The sequence below is a fragment of the Micromonospora sp. NPDC004704 genome (assembly GCF_053601675.1).
In genome coordinates this window covers 41,913-61,338 of record NZ_JBSGCD010000025.1, presented here as the reverse complement: position 1 = coordinate 61,338, position 19,426 = coordinate 41,913, and the positions used below count along the sequence as shown (strand labels likewise).

9 protein-coding genes are annotated in these 19,426 nt (G+C 70.4%); 4 read left to right on the top strand and 5 right to left on the bottom strand.

Annotation, left to right across the window (positions count from 1 at the left end; genetic code table 11):
- Window positions 1-344 precede the first annotated feature (344 nt).
- The 3 genes from lipA to ACWEFB_RS27620 all read left to right on the top strand — a co-directional run bounded on the left by lipA (window position 345) and on the right by ACWEFB_RS27620 (window position 3,902).
- Window positions 345-1,376: a lipoyl synthase gene (gene lipA / locus ACWEFB_RS27630; RefSeq protein WP_326556628.1), complete on the top strand. Its 1,032-nt coding sequence runs from the start codon at window positions 345-347 to the stop codon at window positions 1,374-1,376.
- Window positions 1,377-1,611: 235 nt separating this feature from the next.
- Complete coding sequence (locus ACWEFB_RS27625) at window positions 1,612-3,129, top strand: NAD(P)/FAD-dependent oxidoreductase (RefSeq protein WP_452289983.1); 1,518 nt, start codon at window positions 1,612-1,614, stop codon at window positions 3,127-3,129.
- An 83-nt stretch (window positions 3,130-3,212) separates the two neighbouring features.
- A complete protein-coding gene (locus ACWEFB_RS27620) occupies window positions 3,213-3,902 on the top strand; it encodes a DUF4191 domain-containing protein (RefSeq protein WP_326556626.1) in 690 nt (229 codons plus the stop codon).
- A 24-nt stretch (window positions 3,903-3,926) separates the two neighbouring features.
- Here ACWEFB_RS27620 and ACWEFB_RS27615 read toward each other — a convergent pair whose 3' ends face one another.
- From ACWEFB_RS27615 to ACWEFB_RS27605, 3 genes are all read right to left on the bottom strand, one after another.
- Window positions 3,927-4,832: a GlxA family transcriptional regulator gene (locus ACWEFB_RS27615; RefSeq protein ID WP_326556625.1), complete on the bottom strand. Its 906-nt coding sequence runs from the start codon at window positions 4,830-4,832 to the stop codon at window positions 3,927-3,929.
- Between the two features lie 7 nt (window positions 4,833-4,839).
- Entirely contained in the window at window positions 4,840-5,445 is a 606-nt protein-coding gene (locus ACWEFB_RS27610; RefSeq protein ID WP_326556624.1) for a cysteine hydrolase family protein, read from the bottom strand.
- Window positions 5,446-5,513: 68 nt separating this feature from the next.
- Window positions 5,514-5,915, bottom strand: coding sequence for an RDD family protein (locus tag ACWEFB_RS27605; RefSeq protein ID WP_452290059.1), 402 nt, complete (start codon window positions 5,913-5,915; stop codon window positions 5,514-5,516).
- A gap of 299 nt (window positions 5,916-6,214) precedes the next feature.
- On the opposite strand from ACWEFB_RS27605, the gene glnA reads away from it, so the two are divergent.
- A complete protein-coding gene (glnA, locus tag ACWEFB_RS27600) occupies window positions 6,215-7,639 on the top strand; it encodes a type I glutamate--ammonia ligase (RefSeq protein WP_326556623.1) in 1,425 nt (474 codons plus the stop codon).
- A 171-nt stretch (window positions 7,640-7,810) separates the two neighbouring features.
- Here the strand turns inward: glnA and ACWEFB_RS27595 are convergent, their stop codons facing one another.
- The gene (locus ACWEFB_RS27595) at window positions 7,811-10,213 is read right to left on the bottom strand and encodes a hypothetical protein (RefSeq protein WP_452289980.1); all 2,403 of its coding nucleotides are present in this window, start codon (window positions 10,211-10,213) and stop codon (window positions 7,811-7,813) included.
- Between the two features lie 10 nt (window positions 10,214-10,223).
- Window positions 10,224-19,382: a polymorphic toxin-type HINT domain-containing protein gene (locus tag ACWEFB_RS27590; protein ID WP_452289978.1), complete on the bottom strand. Its 9,159-nt coding sequence runs from the start codon at window positions 19,380-19,382 to the stop codon at window positions 10,224-10,226.
- Between the last annotated feature and the right edge of the window lie 44 nt (window positions 19,383-19,426).

Genomic DNA, 19,426 nt, shown 5'->3' with positions numbered 1-19,426 from the left:
GCGGCGAACCGCCGACGGCCTCTTTCGTCGCCCGTGACGTGGGCCGGTCGGCGGGCTCTACTGGATGCCGTGGCCCGCGGCCCCGACATCGTTCTTCCCGCAGCTCAGGAGGGTCTTCACGGCCCGGACGGGTGTCACCTTCGCAGCTACCGGTGACTCTCTCTGCCCCGCTGGTCGTACCGTTACTCGGCTCCGTCGTCGCTGTTGCGGGAGACCCTAACAGGCGCCGGTCGGGCCCGGGAGCGGGTTTCTCCGGGGGTGGGTGAGTGCGATCACAACCAACGGGTAGTGAGCCCCGTCGCCTACGCCGCCACCGACCACCTGCTACGCGTAGGCTCGGATTCGTGACCATCGAGCAATCCGGAACGCCGACTGCCGCGCCGCAGCCGGCCGGCAACGTCGCCACCGCTTCGGGCCCTCGGACCACCGGACCCGCGGCACCCGAGGGGCGCCGCCTGCTCCGCGTCGAGGCGCGCAACGCGGCGACGCCGATCGAGCGGAAGCCGCCGTGGATCAAGGTCAAGGCGAAGATGGGTCCGGAGTACACCCAGCTTCGCAGCCTGGTCTCCCGCGAGGGGCTGCACACGGTCTGTCAGGAGGCCGGGTGCCCCAACATCTACGAGTGTTGGGAAGACCGCGAGGCCACCTTCCTCATCGGCGGTGACCAGTGCACCCGCCGCTGCGACTTCTGCCAGATCGACACCGGCAAGCCGGCCGAGTTCGACGCCGACGAGCCGCGCCGGGTCGGTGAGTCGGTCGCCACGATGGGCCTGCGGTACGCGACGGTGACCGGGGTGGCCCGCGACGACCTGCCCGACGGTGGTGCCTGGCTCTACGCCGAGACGGTCCGCCAGATCCACGCCCTTCAGGGCGGTTGCGGCGTCGAGCTGCTGATCCCCGACTTCAACGGCGACCCGCAGCAGCTCGCCGAGGTGTTCGGTTCCCGGCCGGAGGTCCTGGCCCACAACGTGGAGACCGTGCCCCGGATCTTCAAGCGGATCCGGCCCGGTTTCCGCTACGAGCGGTCCCTGGACGTCATCACCCAGGCCCGTGCGGCCGGTCTGGTGACCAAGTCCAACCTGATCCTCGGGCTGGGCGAGCAGCGCGAGGAGATCTCCCAGGCGCTGCGCGACCTGCACGCCGCCGGCTGCGAGCTGATCACCATCACGCAGTACCTGCGCCCGACCCCGCGCCACCACCCGGTGGAGCGTTGGGTGAAGCCGGAGGAGTTCGTCGAGCTGGCCGCCGAGGCGGAGCAGATCGGTTTCGCCGGGGTGATGAGCGGGCCGCTGGTGCGCTCGTCGTACCGGGCGGGTCGGCTGTACCAGCAGGCGCTCGACGCCCGGCAGGGCAGTGTCGCCGCGCTCGCCGGCTGACCTCTTTTCCGTACGCCGAACCGGGGTGCGCGTTACGCCGAAACGGGCGTGGCACGCACCCCGGTCGCTTTTGTTCGGGGGGACGCAGCACGTCCGAAACCCGTCACACGTGTTAGATTCCGGCCGTCCAGCCTCAGCCCCAGCGGGCCCGTGGCGACCGCGCACGCATTGACGGGCATCGGTCTGTTTCGGTACCGGGGTTGCCGCCAACGCGTCGAAGGTGATGAATAGCATCATGGCGACCACGCCCCATACCGTGATCATCGGAGCCGGCCCGGCCGGACTGACCGCGGCGTACGCGCTGACCAAGCGGAACGCCTCGGTGCAGGTCTTCGAGGCAGACGACGTGGTCGGGGGGATCAGCCGCACGGTGGAGCGGGACGGCTGGCGTTTCGACATCGGCGGGCACCGGTTCTTCACCAAGGTCTCGCAGGTCGAGGCGTTGTGGCACGAGATCCTGCCGGACGAGGACTTCCTGCTCCGGCCCCGGATGAGCCGCATCTACTACGACGGCAAGCTGTTCGACTACCCGCTCAAGGCCGGCAACGCGCTGCGCAACCTGGGGGTGTTCGAGGCGGTCCGGTGCGTCGGCTCGTACGCGTGGGCGCGGATCAACCCGCCGAAGGACCAGAGCCACTTCGAGGGCTGGACGTCGGCCCGGTTCGGCACCCGGCTTTACACCAAGTTCTTCAAGACGTACACCGAGAAGCTGTGGGGGATGCCCGCCACGGAGTTGCAGGCGGCCTGGGCGGCCCAGCGGATCAAGAACCTCTCCCTCTCCAGTGCGGTGATCAACGCGTTGCTGCCCAAGCGCAACCAGAAGGACATTACCAGCCTGATCGAGGAGTTCCAGTACCCGAAGTTCGGCCCCGGGATGATGTGGGAGCGGGCCGCCGAGCACGTGACCAAGGCCGGTGGGACGGTCACGATGCAGTCGTGGGCGACCGCCGTACACCGGGCCGAGGGTCGGGCGGTCGGGGTGACCGTGACCGACGCCGACGGGGCGAAGCGGTACGACGCCGACCACGTCGTGTCGACCATGCCGCTGTCCCAGCTGGTGCAGATCATGGACCCGCCGGCACCCCCGGAGGTCCTGGCCGCGGCCGAGGCCCTGCGGTACCGCGACTTCCTCACCATCGCCCTGGTGGTTCCGGCCGAGGCCGGGTTCCCGGACAACTGGATCTACGTGCACACCCCCGGCGTACGGGTCGGCCGGATCCAGAACTTCGGCTCCTGGTCGCCGTACCTGGTCCGGGACGGTTTCACCTGCCTGGGGCTGGAGTACTTCGTCTTCGAGGGCGACGACCTGTGGGAGCAGGCCGACACCGATCTGGTCGCGCTCGGCACCGAGGAGTTGGAGCGACTGGGCCTGGCCACGCCGGGTGCGGTCAGCGCCGGGTACGTGGTCCGGATGCCGAAGGCGTACCCGGTCTACGACGAGGGGTACGAGGACGCGATCAACACCATCCGGGGGTGGCTGGCCGAGGCGGTGCCGAACGTGCACCCGGTCGGCCGCAACGGGATGCACCGGTACAACAACCAGGACCACTCGATGCTCACCGCGATGCTGACCGCGGAGAACATCCTCGACGGCACCACCCACGACGTGTGGCAGGTCAACGTCGAGGAGGAGTACCACGAGGAGAAGGACTCCGGTTCGGGTTCGGGTTCGGGGAACCACGGGACCGGACGGTCGGCGCCGGTGCTGCCGAAGCAGCCGAGCGGTTCGCGTACCGGCGAGCGGACCCGGTAGGCGCCGGGCGGTCGGAGGTGTGCGGCGGCGGGACCGGTGGCCGCGGGTGAACAGGATCCGCGCCGCCCACTACACTTTCACGCATGGCAAAACCCCAGGAGAAGGTGTCGTTCGGCCAGCGGCTGAAGCAGATCGGCATGGTGTTCTCGTTCACCGCGAAACAGGACAAGTGGTTCGTCCCACTCGCGGCCGGCGCCGTACTGATCCCGCTCGCCCTGACCGTGGTCGCGTTTTTGTTCTGGGGTTGGATCTGGATCCCGATCGGCATCCTGCTGACCGTGCTCGCCGTGCTGATCGTGCTGAACCTGCGGTCGAACCGGGCGATGATGAACGCCGCCGAGGGGCAGCCGGGCGCCGCGCCGCAGATCCTGGAGAGCATGCGGGGTGACTGGCGGGTGACTCCGGCGGTCAGCTCGACCACCCAGATGGACATGGTCCACCTGGTGCTCTGCCGGGCCGGCGTGGTCCTACTCGCCGAGGGGAACCCGCAGCGGGTGCGCGGGCTGCTCGGCCAGGAGAAGCGGCGGCTGGCGAAGGTGATCGGCAACGCCCCGCTCTACGACTACACCCTCGGTCAGGCCGAGGGTGAGCTGCCGATCCGCAAGCTCCGGATGACGCTGATGCGGCTGCCGCGCAACCTGAGCGGCAAGGACGTGAACGCGCTCGACCGCCGGCTCAAGGCGCTCACCGCCCGGCCGCAGATGCCCAAGGGCGCGATCCCGAAGAACATGCGCCCGGCCAAGGGCGCGTTCCGCCAGACCCGGGGTCGCTGACCCCGGTGTACCACCGGGCAGGGCTCAGGCACGGGCGCGCAGGCGGCGGAGCATCCGGGCGTCGGCGAACCCGACCGTACGGGCCGCCGACTCCACCGTCGCACCGTGCCCGATCAGGTGCTCGGCCCGCTCCAGCCGGAGTAGTTGCTGGTAGCGCAGCGGGGTCAGCCCGGTCGTCCGGACGAAGAGCCGGGTCAGGGTCCGTTCGCTGACCCCTGCTCCGGTGGCCAGTTCCGTCAGCGGCAGCGTCTCGCCGTACCGGGCGTCGATCTGGTCCTGGGCCCGGTGGACCGCGTCGCTGAGGTGGGCCCGGTGTCGCAGCATGGCGCTGGCCTGCTGCTCGTTGCCGTTGCGTCGGGCGTAGACCACCATCGAACGGGCGATCCGCCCGGCGGCTCCGGGGCCGTGCCTGGTGGCGACCAGGTGCAACGCCAGGTCGATCCCGCTGGCGATGCCGGCCGAGGTGACCACCCGGCCGTCGACCACGTAGAGCACGTCGCGGACCACGGTCGCCCTCGGGTAGCGCCGGGCGAGTTCGTCCTGCACCTCGTGGTGGGTGGTGCACCGGCGCCCGTCGAGCAGTCCGGCCCGGCCGAGGGCGTCCGCGCCCGCGCAGACGCTGGCCACGGTGCCGCCGGCCGCGTGGTGGTCGGCCAGCCACCGCAGCGTGCCGGGCATCAACTGCCCGTTGCGGTCGATCGTCGGCGCCCGCCATCCGGGTACGACGATCAGGTCCTCCGGACCGAGTCGCGGCGGCTCGACAACGGTCCGTACCGGAAGCCCCTGCGCGGTCGGTACGTCTTCCTGCTCGCCGAGATAGTGCAGCCGGTAGTCGTACCCGAGAGTCGCCGCGGTCGAGAAGACCTGGGCGGGCCCGGCCAGGTCCAGCAGGTGCACCTGGGGTACGAGCAGGAAGACGACCTGGGTCACGATCCGGTCAGCCGACCGGTACGACCGGAACCGCGCCGGTCACCTCGTCCACCGTACGGATGGTGGCGAACCGCCCGGCGAGCGCGTACTCGGTCCGGTCGAGGATGTCGGCGGTGCCGAGCGTGGTCGGGTCGGCCAGGATCTCCTCCACCGACCGCCCGGCGGGGGCGTTCCGGTGCTGGATCGGGAAGGTGGCGGTGGCGTCGATCACGAAGGTGACGTCGAAGCCGAGGTCGTTGGCCACCCGGGCGGTGGTCTCGCAGCACTGCTCGGTCTGGATGCCGCAGACGACCAGTTCCCGGATGCCCCTGGTGGTGAGGAGTTGTTGCAGATTGGTCGTCGTGAAGGCGTTGCGGGAGGTCTTGGTCAGCACCGGGTCGCCGGGCTCGGTCCGGAGCGGTTCGATCAGGCGTACGTGACCGTTCGCCGGGTCGAAGACGTCCCCGGTGCCGGGCTCGCTGTGCAGGACCCAGACGACCAGGTCGCCGTCGTTGCGGGCGGTGTCGACCAGCCGGGAGACCCGGTCGACGATGTCGGGGTTGGAACTCGCCCGCCAGATCGGCCGCTGCCGGAACGACTCCTGGACGTCGATGACAAGAAGTGCTTTATCCATGGCTTGATCCTGAACCGGTGCGGCCAGCGTCAGAAGACACAATCACGCCCGGTTGCGGACGGATCCGGTCAACCGGCCGGGGTGGCGGTGGTCGACGGGGCCGCGACGATCACCGAGCCGACCGCCCGATCGTGCCAGCCGCGCCGACGCTCGTCCATGATCAGTACGGGGATCACCAGCGACACCAGGACGCCCCGGACCAGTCCCCGGATCACCCCGATCCGGCCGCCGTCGGCGTACGCGACGCAGCGCAGTCGGGTGACGAACATGCCCGGCGTCTGGGCGAACAGGCCGACGAAGAAGCCGTACACGCCGATCAGGACCGCGACCGGGGGCCAGCCGTCGCGTACCGGGTCGCCGATGAAGTTCGCCACCAGCAGGCAGAGCACCCAGTCGATGACCAGCGCACCGAACCGGCGGGCGAGGCTCGGCGGCACGAAGGCCGGATCCGTCGCCGGGCTGAGGGCCATGCTTCCATCCTGAATCGCCACGGAGAGTCAGGGTATCGGGGACCGTACGGCACCTCGGCACCGGCCGGGCCCTCGACGGGTTCCGCCCGGTCCCGGGCCGCGACACGGAGTCCGAGCACTGCCGCCTGCGGCCTCGGCGGGGTATCGTCCGAGCGGGGGACCCGACCACGGCCAACCAGTGGGGATCACGCTCCGCAAATGACGTAACACGGCAGAAACATAAGAGACATGCTCGGGCAACCGCATGGTCATAGCGTCCCCACCAGCCTAGCCACCCCGTGGACGTGCCAGGAGGATGTGTGTTCGCCAATCCCGAGGAACTCCTGCGATACCTCAAGAACGAGGACGTAAAGTTCGTCGATGTACGTTTCTGTGACCTGCCGGGCGTGATGCAGCACTTCAACCTGCCGGTCGAGTCGTTCGACGACAGTGTCTTCACCGACGGTCTCGCCTTCGACGGATCGTCGATCCGTGGTTTCCAGGCGATCCACGAGTCGGACATGCTGCTGCTCCCCGACGTCGCCACCGCCTTCATCGACCCGTTCCGGGTGGAGAAGACCCTGGCGCTCAACTTCTTCATCCACGACCCGTTCACCCGCGAGGCGTACTCCCGGGACCCGCGCAACGTGGCGAAGAAGGCCGAGGCCTACCTGGCCGCGAGCGGCATCGCCGACACCGCCTACTTCGGCGCCGAGGCGGAGTTCTACATCTTCGACTCGATCCGCCACGAGACCTCGGCGAACCAGGCCTTCTACTACATCGACTCGATCGAGGGCGCCTGGAACACCGGCCGCGAGGAAGAGGGCGGCAACCGGGGTTACAAGACCGCGTACAAGGGCGGTTACTTCCCGGTCCCGCCGGTCGATCACTACGCCGACCTGCGCGACCAGATCGTCCGCCGGCTGATCGACACCGGCTTCACCGTGGAGCGCTCGCACCACGAGGTGGGCACCGCCGGCCAGGCCGAGATCAACTACAAGTTCTCGACCCTGCTGCACGCCGGTGACCAGCTCCAGCTGTTCAAGTACATCGTCAAGAACCAGGCCTGGGCCGCCGGCAAGACCGCGACCTTCATGCCCAAGCCGCTGTTCGGCGACAACGGCTCCGGCATGCACACCCACCAGAGCCTCTGGCTCGGTGGCGAGCCGCTGTTCTACGACGAGACCGGTTACGCCGGCCTGTCGGACACCGCCCGCTGGTACATCGGCGGTCTGCTGCACCACGCCCCGTCGCTGCTCGCGTTCACCAACCCGACGGTCAACTCGTACCGCCGGCTGGTGCCGGGCTACGAGGCCCCGGTCAACCTGGTCTACTCGCAGCGCAACCGCTCCGCCTGCACCCGTATCCCGGTGACCGGCAGCAACCCGAAGGCCAAGCGGGTCGAGTTCCGGGTGCCGGACCCGTCCGCCAACGTCTACCTGGCCTTCTCGGCCATGATGATGGCCGGCCTCGACGGCATCAAGAGCAAGATCGAACCGCCGACGCCGATCGACAAGGACCTCTACGACCTCCCGCCGGAGGAGTGGGGCTCGGTCAAGCAGGTCCCCGGTTCGCTGTCCGAGGTGCTCGACTCCCTCGAGGCCGACCACGACTACCTGCTCGAGGGTGGCGTCTTCACCCCCGACCTCGTCTCCACCTGGGTCGACTACAAGCGCACCAACGAGATCGACCCGGTCCGCCTGCGCCCCACCCCGCACGAGTTCGCCATGTACTACGACTGCTGAACAAGCAACACCACGGCGAGCCGCCGACGCCCGGAGGGCGTCGGCGGCTCGCCGTATTTCCCCCTCACCCCAAGCGCCTCTTGTAGAGAAAGAGGGCTTATTTCACGCCTCGAAGCAGCACATTTTCTACAAGAGGCGTTTCACCTGGGGTGGGGTGGCGGGGGTGGGCGGTCAGGTCTGCGGGGGCGGGGCGGGCAGCGTCACGGCGCGGAAGGTTCGTTCCGGTGCGGTGGTCGCCCTCGGGTCGGTCTCGGCGGCCTGCTGCTTGGCACCGGCCGCGTTGGCGCCGGCCGAGCGGGCTGCGGGCAGGTCGCTGGCGACGTACACCCGGCTGGCGTTGTTCAGGTTGCGGAACACGATGATCCAGGTCTGGCCGTTGACGTTGGTCAGCGGAGCGACGGTCGGATCGGTGGCGGCCGGATCGGGGAAGTCGAACACGGGCGCCCACTCACCGAACGCGCCGGTCCCCTGGGCGGTCTCGAAACTGCGGTAGATCGTGTCGTCGGTGCCCCGGACCACCACCGCCGTACGACCGAGCACCGGATCGAGGATCGCGGCCGGCGCACCCGCCGCCGCCAGGGTGCCGACCTGGGTCCAGGTCGCCGGCCAGGTGCCACCGGTGGCGTCCTGGAGCTTGGTGGCGATGGTCCCGTCGGCGGCGCGTACGAAGACCCGGAGCCGGTAACCGGGGTAGAGGACCACCGAGGGGGTCCCGGTGGCACCGGAGCCGCCGAGGCTGGTCCAGGCCGAGACGGCGCCGTCGGTGGCGTACCTGATCGTCTTGACCGCACCGGTGGTGTCGACGCCGAAGACCTGTACGCCGCCGTTGACCGCTGCCAGTACGGGCGTACCGACCAGGTTCTGGTCACCGAGGTTGCGCCAGTACGGCACCGCCCCGGTCTGCGCGTACGTCCAGAGCTTCCCGTCCACGTCGACGGCGAACAGCACCGTCGTGCCGGTGGTGAGGCGGGTCATCGCCGGTGGGGCCGCCATCGACCCGCCCAGGTCGGAGAAGGTCTTCCAGGTGGCCGAGTTGACCGCGGTCTGGCTGTTCACCCAGATGTTGCTGCCGGCGTGCTGCGCGGCGAGTTGCACCCGGCCGTCGGTGAGCTGGGTCAGGGCGGGGCGGCCGGTGAGCGCCTCGTTGCCGGAGAGCACCGTCCACTGCACCGAGCCGAAGTTGTCCGGGTCGGTCTGGTGGCCGGAGACGACCCGACCGATGTTGTCCACGTAGGCGTACTCGATCATGCTGGCGGTCGCGCCGGCCTGGGGCGTGCCCTGGAGCACGGTCGTCGGGGCGTACTGGGCCACCGGGACGGCCGGGATCGGGTCGGCGAACCAGCCCTGAAGGTCGACGATCAGGTTGGCCGGCTTGTTGCTGGAGTTCCGGATCCGGATCTTGCCGTCGGTGCCGGGTTTCACGAACGACAGGGCGGACCGGGTGATGCCGGCGGCCCGGTTGGCGAACGAGTTCGGCGCCTCGACGTCGCCGACGCCCCACATCTTGAGGAAGCCGCCCTCCCCGGTGCTGTTCGACTCGACGTCCACCGCCACCGCGGCGACCCCGCGCAGCGGCAGCCCGTTGGTGCCCGCCACCTGCACGTCGACGGTGGCGTTCGCGCCGACCTGGGCGAAGTTGCGGCTGTCGTACACCCGGGTGTTGACCGGCCGGAACCCGGCGCCGGCGGTCGGGCTCGCCCCGAAGTACGCCTTCAGGTCGATGAACACGTCGACCGCGCTGGAACCCTTGTTGATCAGGGTGACCCGCCCGTCCGCGGCGAGTTTGAAGGTGGCGCCGCTGTTGGTGGCCGCCCCGTCCTCGTAGTTCAGCAGGCCGACCCCGGTGGTGGTGCCGGCCGGTGCGGCGGCGAGCCAACCGGCGGCGGTGGCGCCACCGACGGTGATGGTGCCGTAGACGGCCTGGGCGCCGGCCGGTACGACCGCACCCGTGACGGTGAAGGTACGGCTCGCCCCGGCCGCCATCGCCCCGGTCGTGGTCCCGGTGCCGTTGCGGGTGTCGAAGATGCGGGTCTGCGGGATCGGCACCAGCCCACCGCCGGTGGTGCCGGGCGTGCTGGTGAAGTAGCCCTGGACCTCGACCAGGATGCCGGTGTTGCCGGCGCTGTTGTAGACGGCGACCCTGCCGTTGGCCCCCACCTTCGTGATGGCGGTGTTGGAGATGTTCTGCCCGGCGGTCACGTTGATGTTCGAGGTGCCGGGTCGGGTGGTCCCGTCGGGGTAGAGGGTCAGGTAGGTGGTGGCCGTCGCGGCCTGGGGCGCGATCCGTACCAGCACCGCGCTGACCCCGGAGGCGGGGATCGAGTTGACCCCCAGCACCGGGAACGTGGTGGTGCTCGCCGGTCCCCGTACGCCGGTCACCCCGCCGATCCCGGTACGGGTGTCGAGCACCGCTCGGGGCGTGGGGAAGGCCACGAAGTCCCCGCCCACCCCTGCGGCGTCGGCCAGCGCCGGGGCCGGTCGTGGTGCCAGCACCACGACCACCGCCGCCAGCAACACCGCCAGTACGGCCAGCAGTCGCATCGGTCGTACCCGGACAAACTCTGTTCTGGACAAGTCAACCTCCCTAGTCATTGCCGTGCCTGACGACGCCGCGCAGGATCTGGAAGGCCCTGAACAGCGCGAACTTCCCTCTGCTGCCGCTACTCGGCGCGTCCGAGGTGTAGCGGATGATTTCTGGCTGGTTGTGCCGCAGATCGCCACGGTTGCCGCCCCGGCTGAACGGCTTCTGCGCGTTCGGGACGCCGACGATCTCGTGCGTGTCCTCGGCCCTGACCCGGCCCAACTGGTTGTCGATGTCGTCCAGATTGCTCACCCGGTCCAACGCGGCCCGCTTCGGGCACTCGTCGTTGTGCACCAGCAGGTCCCGGCCACCGGCGACCACGTAGTACGTGTGCAGCCCGTCGACGGTCAGGTTGAACACCCGCTCCCGCTCGGTCCACTTCCGAGTTGCCGAGACGGTCGCGGACGCCCCGTCGGCGGTCCCGATCCGCTGGCCCGCAACCAGGTCGCCGGCCTTGACCCACCGCCGCTCGCCGGCCACCCAGAACGGGTGCCCCTCGGTGGCGGTGACCGACGCGCGGGTGCCGGCGTCGTCCACGGTGACCTCGACCAGGTTCTTGTCACCGTCGCCGATGATCAGGTCGGTGACCGTACGGGCGCCGCTGACCCCGGTGGTCGGATCGGACGCGAGGACCCGCTCGCCTGTCTTGACCTCGCTGATCGGCCTGGTGCTGCCGTCGGCCATCCGTACCCGGGTGTCGGCGGTGAAGCTGTTCACCGGGCAGGAGGCGAGCTGCTTCACCGCACCGTCGGACCTGCTGGCGCCCTTCGCGCCCTTGGCCGCCTTCACCAGGTCGACCGCCTCGTCGGCGTGCTTGGCCGCGAGCGAGCCGGCCCGCGCCGCCCGGACCGCGCCGCCGCCGACCCCACCCGCGAGGGTGCCGGCGACCGTCGCGACCGTCCAGGCGCACGCCTCCAGGTCGCCCTTGGTGACGCAGGCGACGAGGTCGGTGACGCCGACCATGTCCGCCGCCATCTTCAACCCCGCCTTGAGGTACGGGGCAGCGGCCTGGGCCAGGTCGACCACCGCATCCGCCGCCCGGGAGACGTCCTCGATCACGTTCCCGGCGACCTTCACCGCCGCCTGGTAGATCACGTCCACCGACTTGGCCACGTCGGCGACCACGTCACGGGTCACCGCGACCACTGCGGCGGGCAGGTGCGCGGCGGCCGACACGAGGGTCTTCAGCCCGGAGGCGAGCGGCCTGAGTGCCGCCTTGATCGCCGGCAGCGGGTTGTGCTTCGCCGCGTACGCGACCGCCGCCCTGGCCACCCTGGTGATCTGCCGGGCCCGTTCCGCCGCCGCCCGGCGTACCTCCTCGGCCCGTTGTTTCGCCCAGCGGGCCGCCGCCGCCCCGGCCGAGGCGACCTTGCTGGCGACCCAGCGGACCCCGGCCGAGACCTTCCTGGCGACGTACTTCACCGCGTCCTTGGCCTTCTTGTAGACCCACTTCGCGGCCGAGGAGATCGCCGACGCCGCCGTTTTGATCGCCGACCAGGCGTAGCTGGCCGCCGTCCGGATCCCCGACCAGGCGTAACTGGCCGCGGTGGAGATCGCCCGACCGACCGCCTTCGCCCCGGACTTGATCGCCCCGCCGACCTTCTTCGCCGCCTTCTTGCACCAGCCACAGGAGGGCCAGTGTCCGTCCGGGTCGGTGAAGCCGAGCGGGTCGCCGGCCGCGTAGACGTACCGGTTGGCGAGAATCGAGTCGCCCTCGACGTAGTCGACGCTGTCGCGGGAGGTGAAGGCGCCGGTGCCGGGGTCGTACCAGCGGGCGCCCATGTTGACCTGGCTGGTCACCGGGTCGGTCCAGTCGCCCTGGAAGCCCAGGTTGCCGGTGTCGCCGGTACGGGCGGTCACCTCCCCGAACGGGTCGTACGCGGTCGAGTCGCTCGCCCCGGTCAGGGCCGTGTTCGCCGGGTCGAACCCGATCGTCACGTCACCGTGCTGGTCGCTGAGCGCGATCTGTTTCTCGCTCCCGACGGCGACGGCGAGCAGTTCGTCGGCGGCTCCCCGGGCGTACCGTTCGGTGCCGTCGGCGACCACCGAGTCGTCGAGTCCGGCGTAGGTGAACCCGGTGCCGTTGCGCGACGCCACCCGGTCCAGCCCGTCGTACGCGTAGTTCTGCCCGGCCGCCGAGATCAGCCGGTCGAAGGCGTCGAAGTCGAACGTCTCGGTCAGCCCGGAACTGGTCTTCGAGACCAGGGTGCCGCGCGGGGTGTACGCGTAGCTGTAGTCCCCGTCGTTCAGCAGCCGGTTGCGGGCGTCGAAGGTGCTGGTCTTCGCCCCCGCCCGGATCCGGTTGCCGGAGGCGTCCCAGTCGTACCCGACGGTTCCGCCGGCACTGGTCCACTCGCGCAGTCGGCCCGCCTGGTCGTACCGGTAGGTGTTGTCACCGGCGCCGGCCGTACCGGTGGTGGTCTTGCCGATCGGTTGGTCGTTGCTGTCGTAGCGGTAGCTGGTCGAGCCGACCGACTGGGCGGCGGCGTTGCGCAGCGTGTCGGAGGCGACCCGGCCCAGGTCGTCGAAGGTGTAGGTGCGCACCCTGCCGGAGCCGTAGTCGATCGTCTTCAGCGCACCGGCCGCGTCGTACCCGAGGGTCTGGGTGGTGCCGGTGAGTCCGTCCTTCACCGTGTCGAGGCGGGCGTTGCGGTAGCCGAAGACCGCCGAACCCGCCGCGTCGGTACGGCTGGCCAGGTTGCCGTCGCGGTCGTAGCCGAAGCTGGCGTTGCCCGACGGTCCGGCCGAGCTGAGCAGGTCACCCCGGTCGTTGTAACCGAAGGTGTCGGTCCCGCCGGGGGCGTTGACCGAGGTGAGCCGGCCGAGCGGGTCGTACCCGAGTTGCCGGGTCGCGGTGCCGGAGTTCGTACCGTCACCGGTCTCCCGCTCCAGCCGCCCGCCCGCGTCGTACGTCTGGAGCCGGACCACCCCGCCGGGCGAGGTCATCCGGATCGGGTTGCCGCCGCCGTCGTACGCGACGGTCCAGGTCCGGTCGGTTGCCGCGGGATGCGCCGGGGTGGACGGTTCGATCACCGACTCGGGCAGGCCGAGCGAGTTGACGGTGAAGATGGTGCTGTTGCCGCGCCCGTCGGTGTACCGGCTGCGGTTCCCGGCCGCGTCGTAGCCGAAGGTGGTGGTGATCGAGGTGGTCGGGTCGACGGGTTCGATCTGCTTCACGAGTTGGTTCGCGGTGTCGTACTCGTAGGTGGTGGTGACGTTGAGCGGGTCGACGGAGGCGATCAGGTTGCCGGCCGGGTCGTAGCGGTACCGCTCGGTCCGCAGCACCGTCCCGTCGGATTTCAGGTCGGATTCGCTGCTCATCTGCCCGAGGGCGTCGAAGATCCGCTGCGACGTACGGCCGAGGCTGTCGCTGGTGCGTACCTGCCGGCCGGCGTGGTCGTAGCCGTACTGGACGGCGACCCCGGAGGCGTCGGTGCTGCGGGTCAGCCCGCCGACCGCGTCGTAGCCGAACAGGCTCTTCGTCCCGGTCGGGCTGGTCACCTCGGTCAGGTTGCCGGAGTCGTCGTAGGCGTACCGGGTGGTCATCCGGTCCAGCGTGGGGCGGCGTTCGACCTGGGTGGCGGTGAGCTGGCGGTCCAGGTCGTCGTAGGTGGACTCGGTCCGGCCGCCGGTCGGGTCGGTCACCGACAACACCTCACCGGTACGGGTGTACTCGTACCGCCACACCGCGCGTTCGGTGTTGGTCCGGACCGGCTCGTCCCGTACGGTCATCCGGCCGAGCTGGTCGTAGCCGTACCGGGTGATGCTGCCGCGCGGGTCGGTTTCCTCCACCACGTTGCCCAGCGGGTCGTAGCGGGACGTCACGGTGGGGGTGATCTCGGCGATGGTGCCGGGGCCGAAGTACCGGGGCGCGCTGAGACTGGTCTGCCGGCCGACCCGGTCGTACGTCGCCCGGCTGACCCGGCCGAGTTCGTCGGAGGTCGCGACTCGCTCGTCGAAGGTGTTGTACCCGAACTGCCGGGTCGGGGTGACCGTGGTCGCCGCCTGCCCCCCGCTCTCCGCCGCCACCGCCGGAGCGCGGGCGGCGACCTGCCGGCCGAGTTCGTCGTAGGAGTAACGGCTGGTGTACGCGGCCGGGTCGGCACCGGTGACGTTCCCGCGCGGGTCGGTCTCGCTGAGCAGGAGTCCGCGCTGGTCGTAGGCGTACGTGGTGACCTGGGTGGTGGTTCCGTTGGTGGCGGTCTCCCGGATGGCGTTGCCGGTGTCGTCGTAGGTGTAGTCGACGACCTCGGCGGTGGCCGGCATGATCCAGGGCACGTTCGACGCTTTGCCGGAGGTGCTGGCCCGGAGCACGTTGCCGTTCTGGTCGTAGCTGTAGGTGGTGGTCCGGTCCAGCCCGCCGGGGTCGGAGACGGTGGTCAGCACCTTGCCGACCCGGTCGACGGTCTGCGCGGTCACCACCCGCCCGTTTCCGGCGACCTGCCTGACCAGGTTGCCGGCGCCGTCGTACGTGTTCTCCTCGACCACGTAGTCGCGGGTGCTGCCGTCGGGGTCGTGGAAGTTCTTCAGCACCACCCGGTGCAGCGAGTCGTCGCCGTAGTACTGGTACTCCACCCGGCGGCCCATGGCGTCGGTGTCGCTGGCGGTCCGCCCGGCGAGGTCGTACGAGTACGAGTGCAGGACCAGGTAGTCGCCGGTCGGCGGGGCGCCGGCCGGGTCGCCGGTCCAGGCCCGCAGGCGCACCTCGGCGATGTCGTTGCGGGCGGTGTACGCGTAGTCGTACCGGTTCCCGGCCGGGTCCACCATGGACGTACGGTTGCCGAACCGGTCGTAGGTGTACGCGGTCTCGTTGCCCTCGGCGTCGGTGACCCGTTCGGGTCGGTTGAACTCGTCGTACTCCCAGACGGTGGAGCGGGCGGTGTCGGTGCCGAGGACGTCCTGCACGTCGACCCGGGCCACGTTGCCGTCGCTGTCGTAGGTCTGGGTGGACCGCTGCTGGTGCCGGACCCCGCCGATCGGGTCGGTGGTCGCCGGTTCGGTGGTGCCGACCGGGCGGGACAGGGCGTCGTAGGTGTAGGTGGTGGTGACCCCGGCGGGGAAGCTGTCCGAGATCTCGGTGTCGGTGATCTTCCGCCCGAGCACGTCGTACGTGCTGTTGGTGACGAGTCCGGACGGTTCGGTGGTCCGGGCGAGGTCACCGTTGGCGAAGTACCCGTACCGGGTGATCTTGCCGCGGGCGTCGGTCGAGGTCAGTACGAGTCCGGCCGGCATGGTGCCGCCACCGGCCGCCGGTTCCGCCCCGGTGGTGTACGTGTGGCTGACCGAACTGCCGTCCGGGTTCGTCTGCGCCGCGAGCTGCCCCGACGGGTGGTACGTGTACGTGGTCCGGTACGTGTTGTCGGTGGCGCTCGCCGACCGGCCGTCCCGGCTCTCGATCGGCAGGTCGTTGCGCGGGTCGAACGGGTTCGTCACCGTCGCCGGGTACTTGTCGTAGGAAGTGAAGCACTGGGTGCTGGTCCGGCAGGTCCGGCGCGAGGTGACGTTGCCCCGGTCGTCGAAGGTCATCGTCACCGCGTCGCCGTTCTCGTTGGTGACGACGTTCTGGAACCCGTTGTCGTCGTACGAGAAGGTCCGGATCGCCATCCCGTCCAGCGGGTGCGACACGAACACCGGACCACCGGATCCGCCGGGGATGATGGTGCAGAACGCCGGGTCCGCCGGGTCCGGGCGGGAGCAGACCTCCTGCGGCGGTGACGGTGTCGGGGTCGGCGGAACGGGTCGGTCCTCCGGGCGGGTCTCCAACCCGAGCGGGGTTCCGGTGCGCAGGAGCCGGCCGGCGAGGGCGTCGTACTCGTACAGGTGCGGGCGGTTGGCCGGGTCGAGCACCTGGACGCTGCGGCGCAGGTCGTCGTCACCGCCGTACACCGCCGGGGCGCCGATCTTCCAGAGCCCGCCGTGGTTGTCGGTGTACTCGGCGATCCGGTCCAGGTTGACGTCGTAGGCGACGGTGGCGGCGGTCTTGCCGCTGGGCAGGATGACCGTGGTGAGCTGGTCGGCCTGGTTGAGGCCGTAACGGTAGTGGGCGGTCACCGCGGCCGGGCCGAGCGGGCGGGAGTAGAGCGCGACCTCGTCGATCGCCCCGCTGAAGTGCCGCTGCGGGGTGGTCCCCCAGCCGGGCCACGACGCCGGGGTGGTGGCGTACGCGGCACCGATCTGGTTGAACGTCAGCGTCGAGTGGTCGAGCACCCTGCCGGTCAGCTCGCCGGCCTTCACCCCGTCGAGGTAGAGGGTCTGCACGTCGGACATGGTGGAGAGCACCACGTGGTGCCACCGCCCGTCGTTGACCGTGCCGGCCGAGGCGAGCGGGTTGATCCCGGCGGTCCGGAACTGGCCGCGCAGCCGGCCGTCGGTGCCGACGTAGAGCAGCGGTACGCCGACCGTCGACGCGCTGCCCAGGGCCTTGTCCTGGTAACCGAGCAGCGGGCCGCCGGTGCCGGTGGTGGTCGACCTGAACCACAGTTCGACCGCGCCGTCCCGGCTCTTCTTCAGCGTGCCCTTGGGCAGTTCGACCGAGGACGAGGTGCCGTTGAAGGTGGCGGCGGTCCCCGCTCCACCGGCCAGCGCACCGGCCGTGCCGAGCGTGACGGTGCGGTACGTCCCGGCGTCCTTGCCGAGGTTCAGCGCGACCTCGCTGCCGGCCCCGGTCCCCTCGTCCTCCCCCAGCCGCCAGTACGACTCCGGCCGGGAGTCGAGGACCGCGCTGCGGTAGTGCGAACCGGCGGCGTACGCGTAGTTGGTGCAGACGTTGCCGGGGGCGCAGACCCGGGTGAGCACGTCACCGGTGTAGGTGTAGTTCCAGGTGAGCGCGGTCCCGTTGACCGGGTCCGTACGCACGCTCGCCACGTGCCCACCGGACCAGGTGAAGTGCAGGGCCCGCCCGGCGGTGTTGGTGGTGCTCGTCGCCACCTGCGCCTTGGCCAGCCGGCCGTCCGTGGTGTTGTAGGTGAGCACCACCGACCGGAGGCTGGTGTCGGTGATCCTGTTGAGCCGCCCGGTGGTGGCGAACTGGTAGGTGCTGCCGGCCTTGTCGGCGAGCTTCCACCCGCTGGTGTCGGCGGTCAGGGTCGCGGTCCGGCCGGACGGTGCGGCGTACGTGCCGTCGGGGTTGCGGCCGAACCGGACCGCCTGCCCGTCCGGGTAGGTGATCACCACGTTCCCGCTGCCGTCGTCGTCGGGGACCAGGCGCATGTCGTACCGGGTGGTCCAGCCGGCCCCGAACGCTGCGTCCCGGCGCGGGTCGAGGCTGTTGTAGGTCCGGACCACGTTCAGCTCGGGGCCGACGGTGGTGATCGTGGCGTCCACCGCGGCGGTGGTGAAGTTGCCGACCTGGGCGTCGAACTCCCGGTCCTGGGTGCCGTACGGGGCACCGGCGATCCGGGAGACGATCTCCGGCTGCGGTACGTCCGCCAGGACCGTCGAGTACGGCGAGATGACCTCGGTGGTGGCGTCCTTGACGTACACCCGCCACTGGTAGCTCTCGCTCCACCGCAGCTTGCCCGCCGGCACGGTCCAGGCGGTGCTGGTCAGGTAGCCGGAGTTGAAACACTCGACCGGGTTCCCGGCGGTGTCGCGCCGGCAGACCTCGTACTTGAAACGCAGGGCGAGTCCGGGCGGGGCGTCGATGTCCAGCGCCTGGGCCCAGAGCTGCGGGGTCAGTGTCGGCGCCTGGTAACCGTTGGGCGGGTACAGCGCCTGCACCACCGGCGGGATGTCGATCACCTTCAGCACGATCCGGCCCGGCGGCACCTGGTGGTCGGTGAAGACCACCCCACCGGTACGCACCATCGTGAAGTCGAGGAAGTAGGTGCCCGGCGGCATCGCCTTGATGGTGGCGTCCAGCGTCACCTTCCCGCCCCTGGCGACCGTGGCGGTCAGGTCGGCGGCCCGCTGCTGCCCGACCGCCGCCCCGGTCGCCGAGTTGTACGCCCGGTAGGCCAGGTAGTACGAGCCGGGTGCCCAGGCGTCGGCGCTGAGGTTGGTGACCGTGACCTTGACCTTGCCGGCCTGGTTCTGGAGCACCGGCGGCTCCGGAACCGGCTTCGGGATGGCGTACTTCGCGTTGTACGGGCTGTGCGTGACGTACAGCCTCGGCGGGTTGGCGGTGCCGGACCCGGCGAACCGCTTCCACGCCGACGAGTCCGAAGTGGAGGCACGCAGGGAGAGCCCGTTGTTGGCCTGGGTGCCCTTCACCCAGCGCTGCACCAGGTCCCGACCGGCGACCCCGAGATCGATCAGCTCGGCGGCGGCCGGGCACGCCGACGACGACTGCCCGGTGGTGATGTAACCGTGGGCGAAGGAGCGGCTGGCCAGGGCCCCGCCCACCGCCGGACCCGGGTACGAGTAACCGGAGCCGGCCGTCCAGGAGCCGGTGACCGGGTGCACGCTGACCGAGCGCGGCCGGCAGGACCCAGAGTCGTAGTTGACCACCTGGAGCTGCACGCCGTAGATGGTGTGGTTCTGCAACCGGCCGCTCAGCCCGTTGAACTTGAGGTACGAGGCCGCGTTTCCGCCGGACATCGCACCGACCCGCAGTTCGGAGCTGCCGGAGGCGGAGCTGCCACCCTGGACGTACATGCTGCTGTCGGCGCCGCCGGGGTCCACCGGCAGGTCGACGCGCTGCGCCGCGAGGGAGGTGTCGACGATCGGGGCCCAGCTTCCGTCGGCCAGCCGCTTGTTGATCGGGGCGCCGGAGAACTCGCTGGTGGTGGTGCCGTCGGCGTTGGCGTACGTCCGCTCGAACTCCCCGCGCTCGGCGGGCAGCTCGCGGCTGGTGGCCCGGTCGAAGCCGCGCGCGGTCGACGCGGGCGGCTCGACCACGGAGGCGGTGTTGGTGCCCGCCGCCGGCTTCTGGTCGAGTTCCCGCAGCGGGTAGCGGGACCGCTGCGACGGGGGCAGGTTCCGGTTGACCCGCTCCCCGGTCAGGTGGCTCTCCCCGCCGGCCGACCGCCACCGCTGCTGCGGGGCGGGCTCGGGGCGGTGGTTGTCGCCACGTCCGGCGCCCGGCTGCGGCGCCGGCAGAGCCGCGACCGCGTCCCCGGTGCCGGCAAGCAGCGCCGAGGCGAGCAGGAACGCGACGAACGGCGTGACCGTCCTCAGTAGACGGTTGACGTGCCTGTTTCTGTTGCGGCGCAAGGTGAACATCGACGGCCCCCGGGCGAAGGAGTGGTGCGACGGCGGGTAGACCG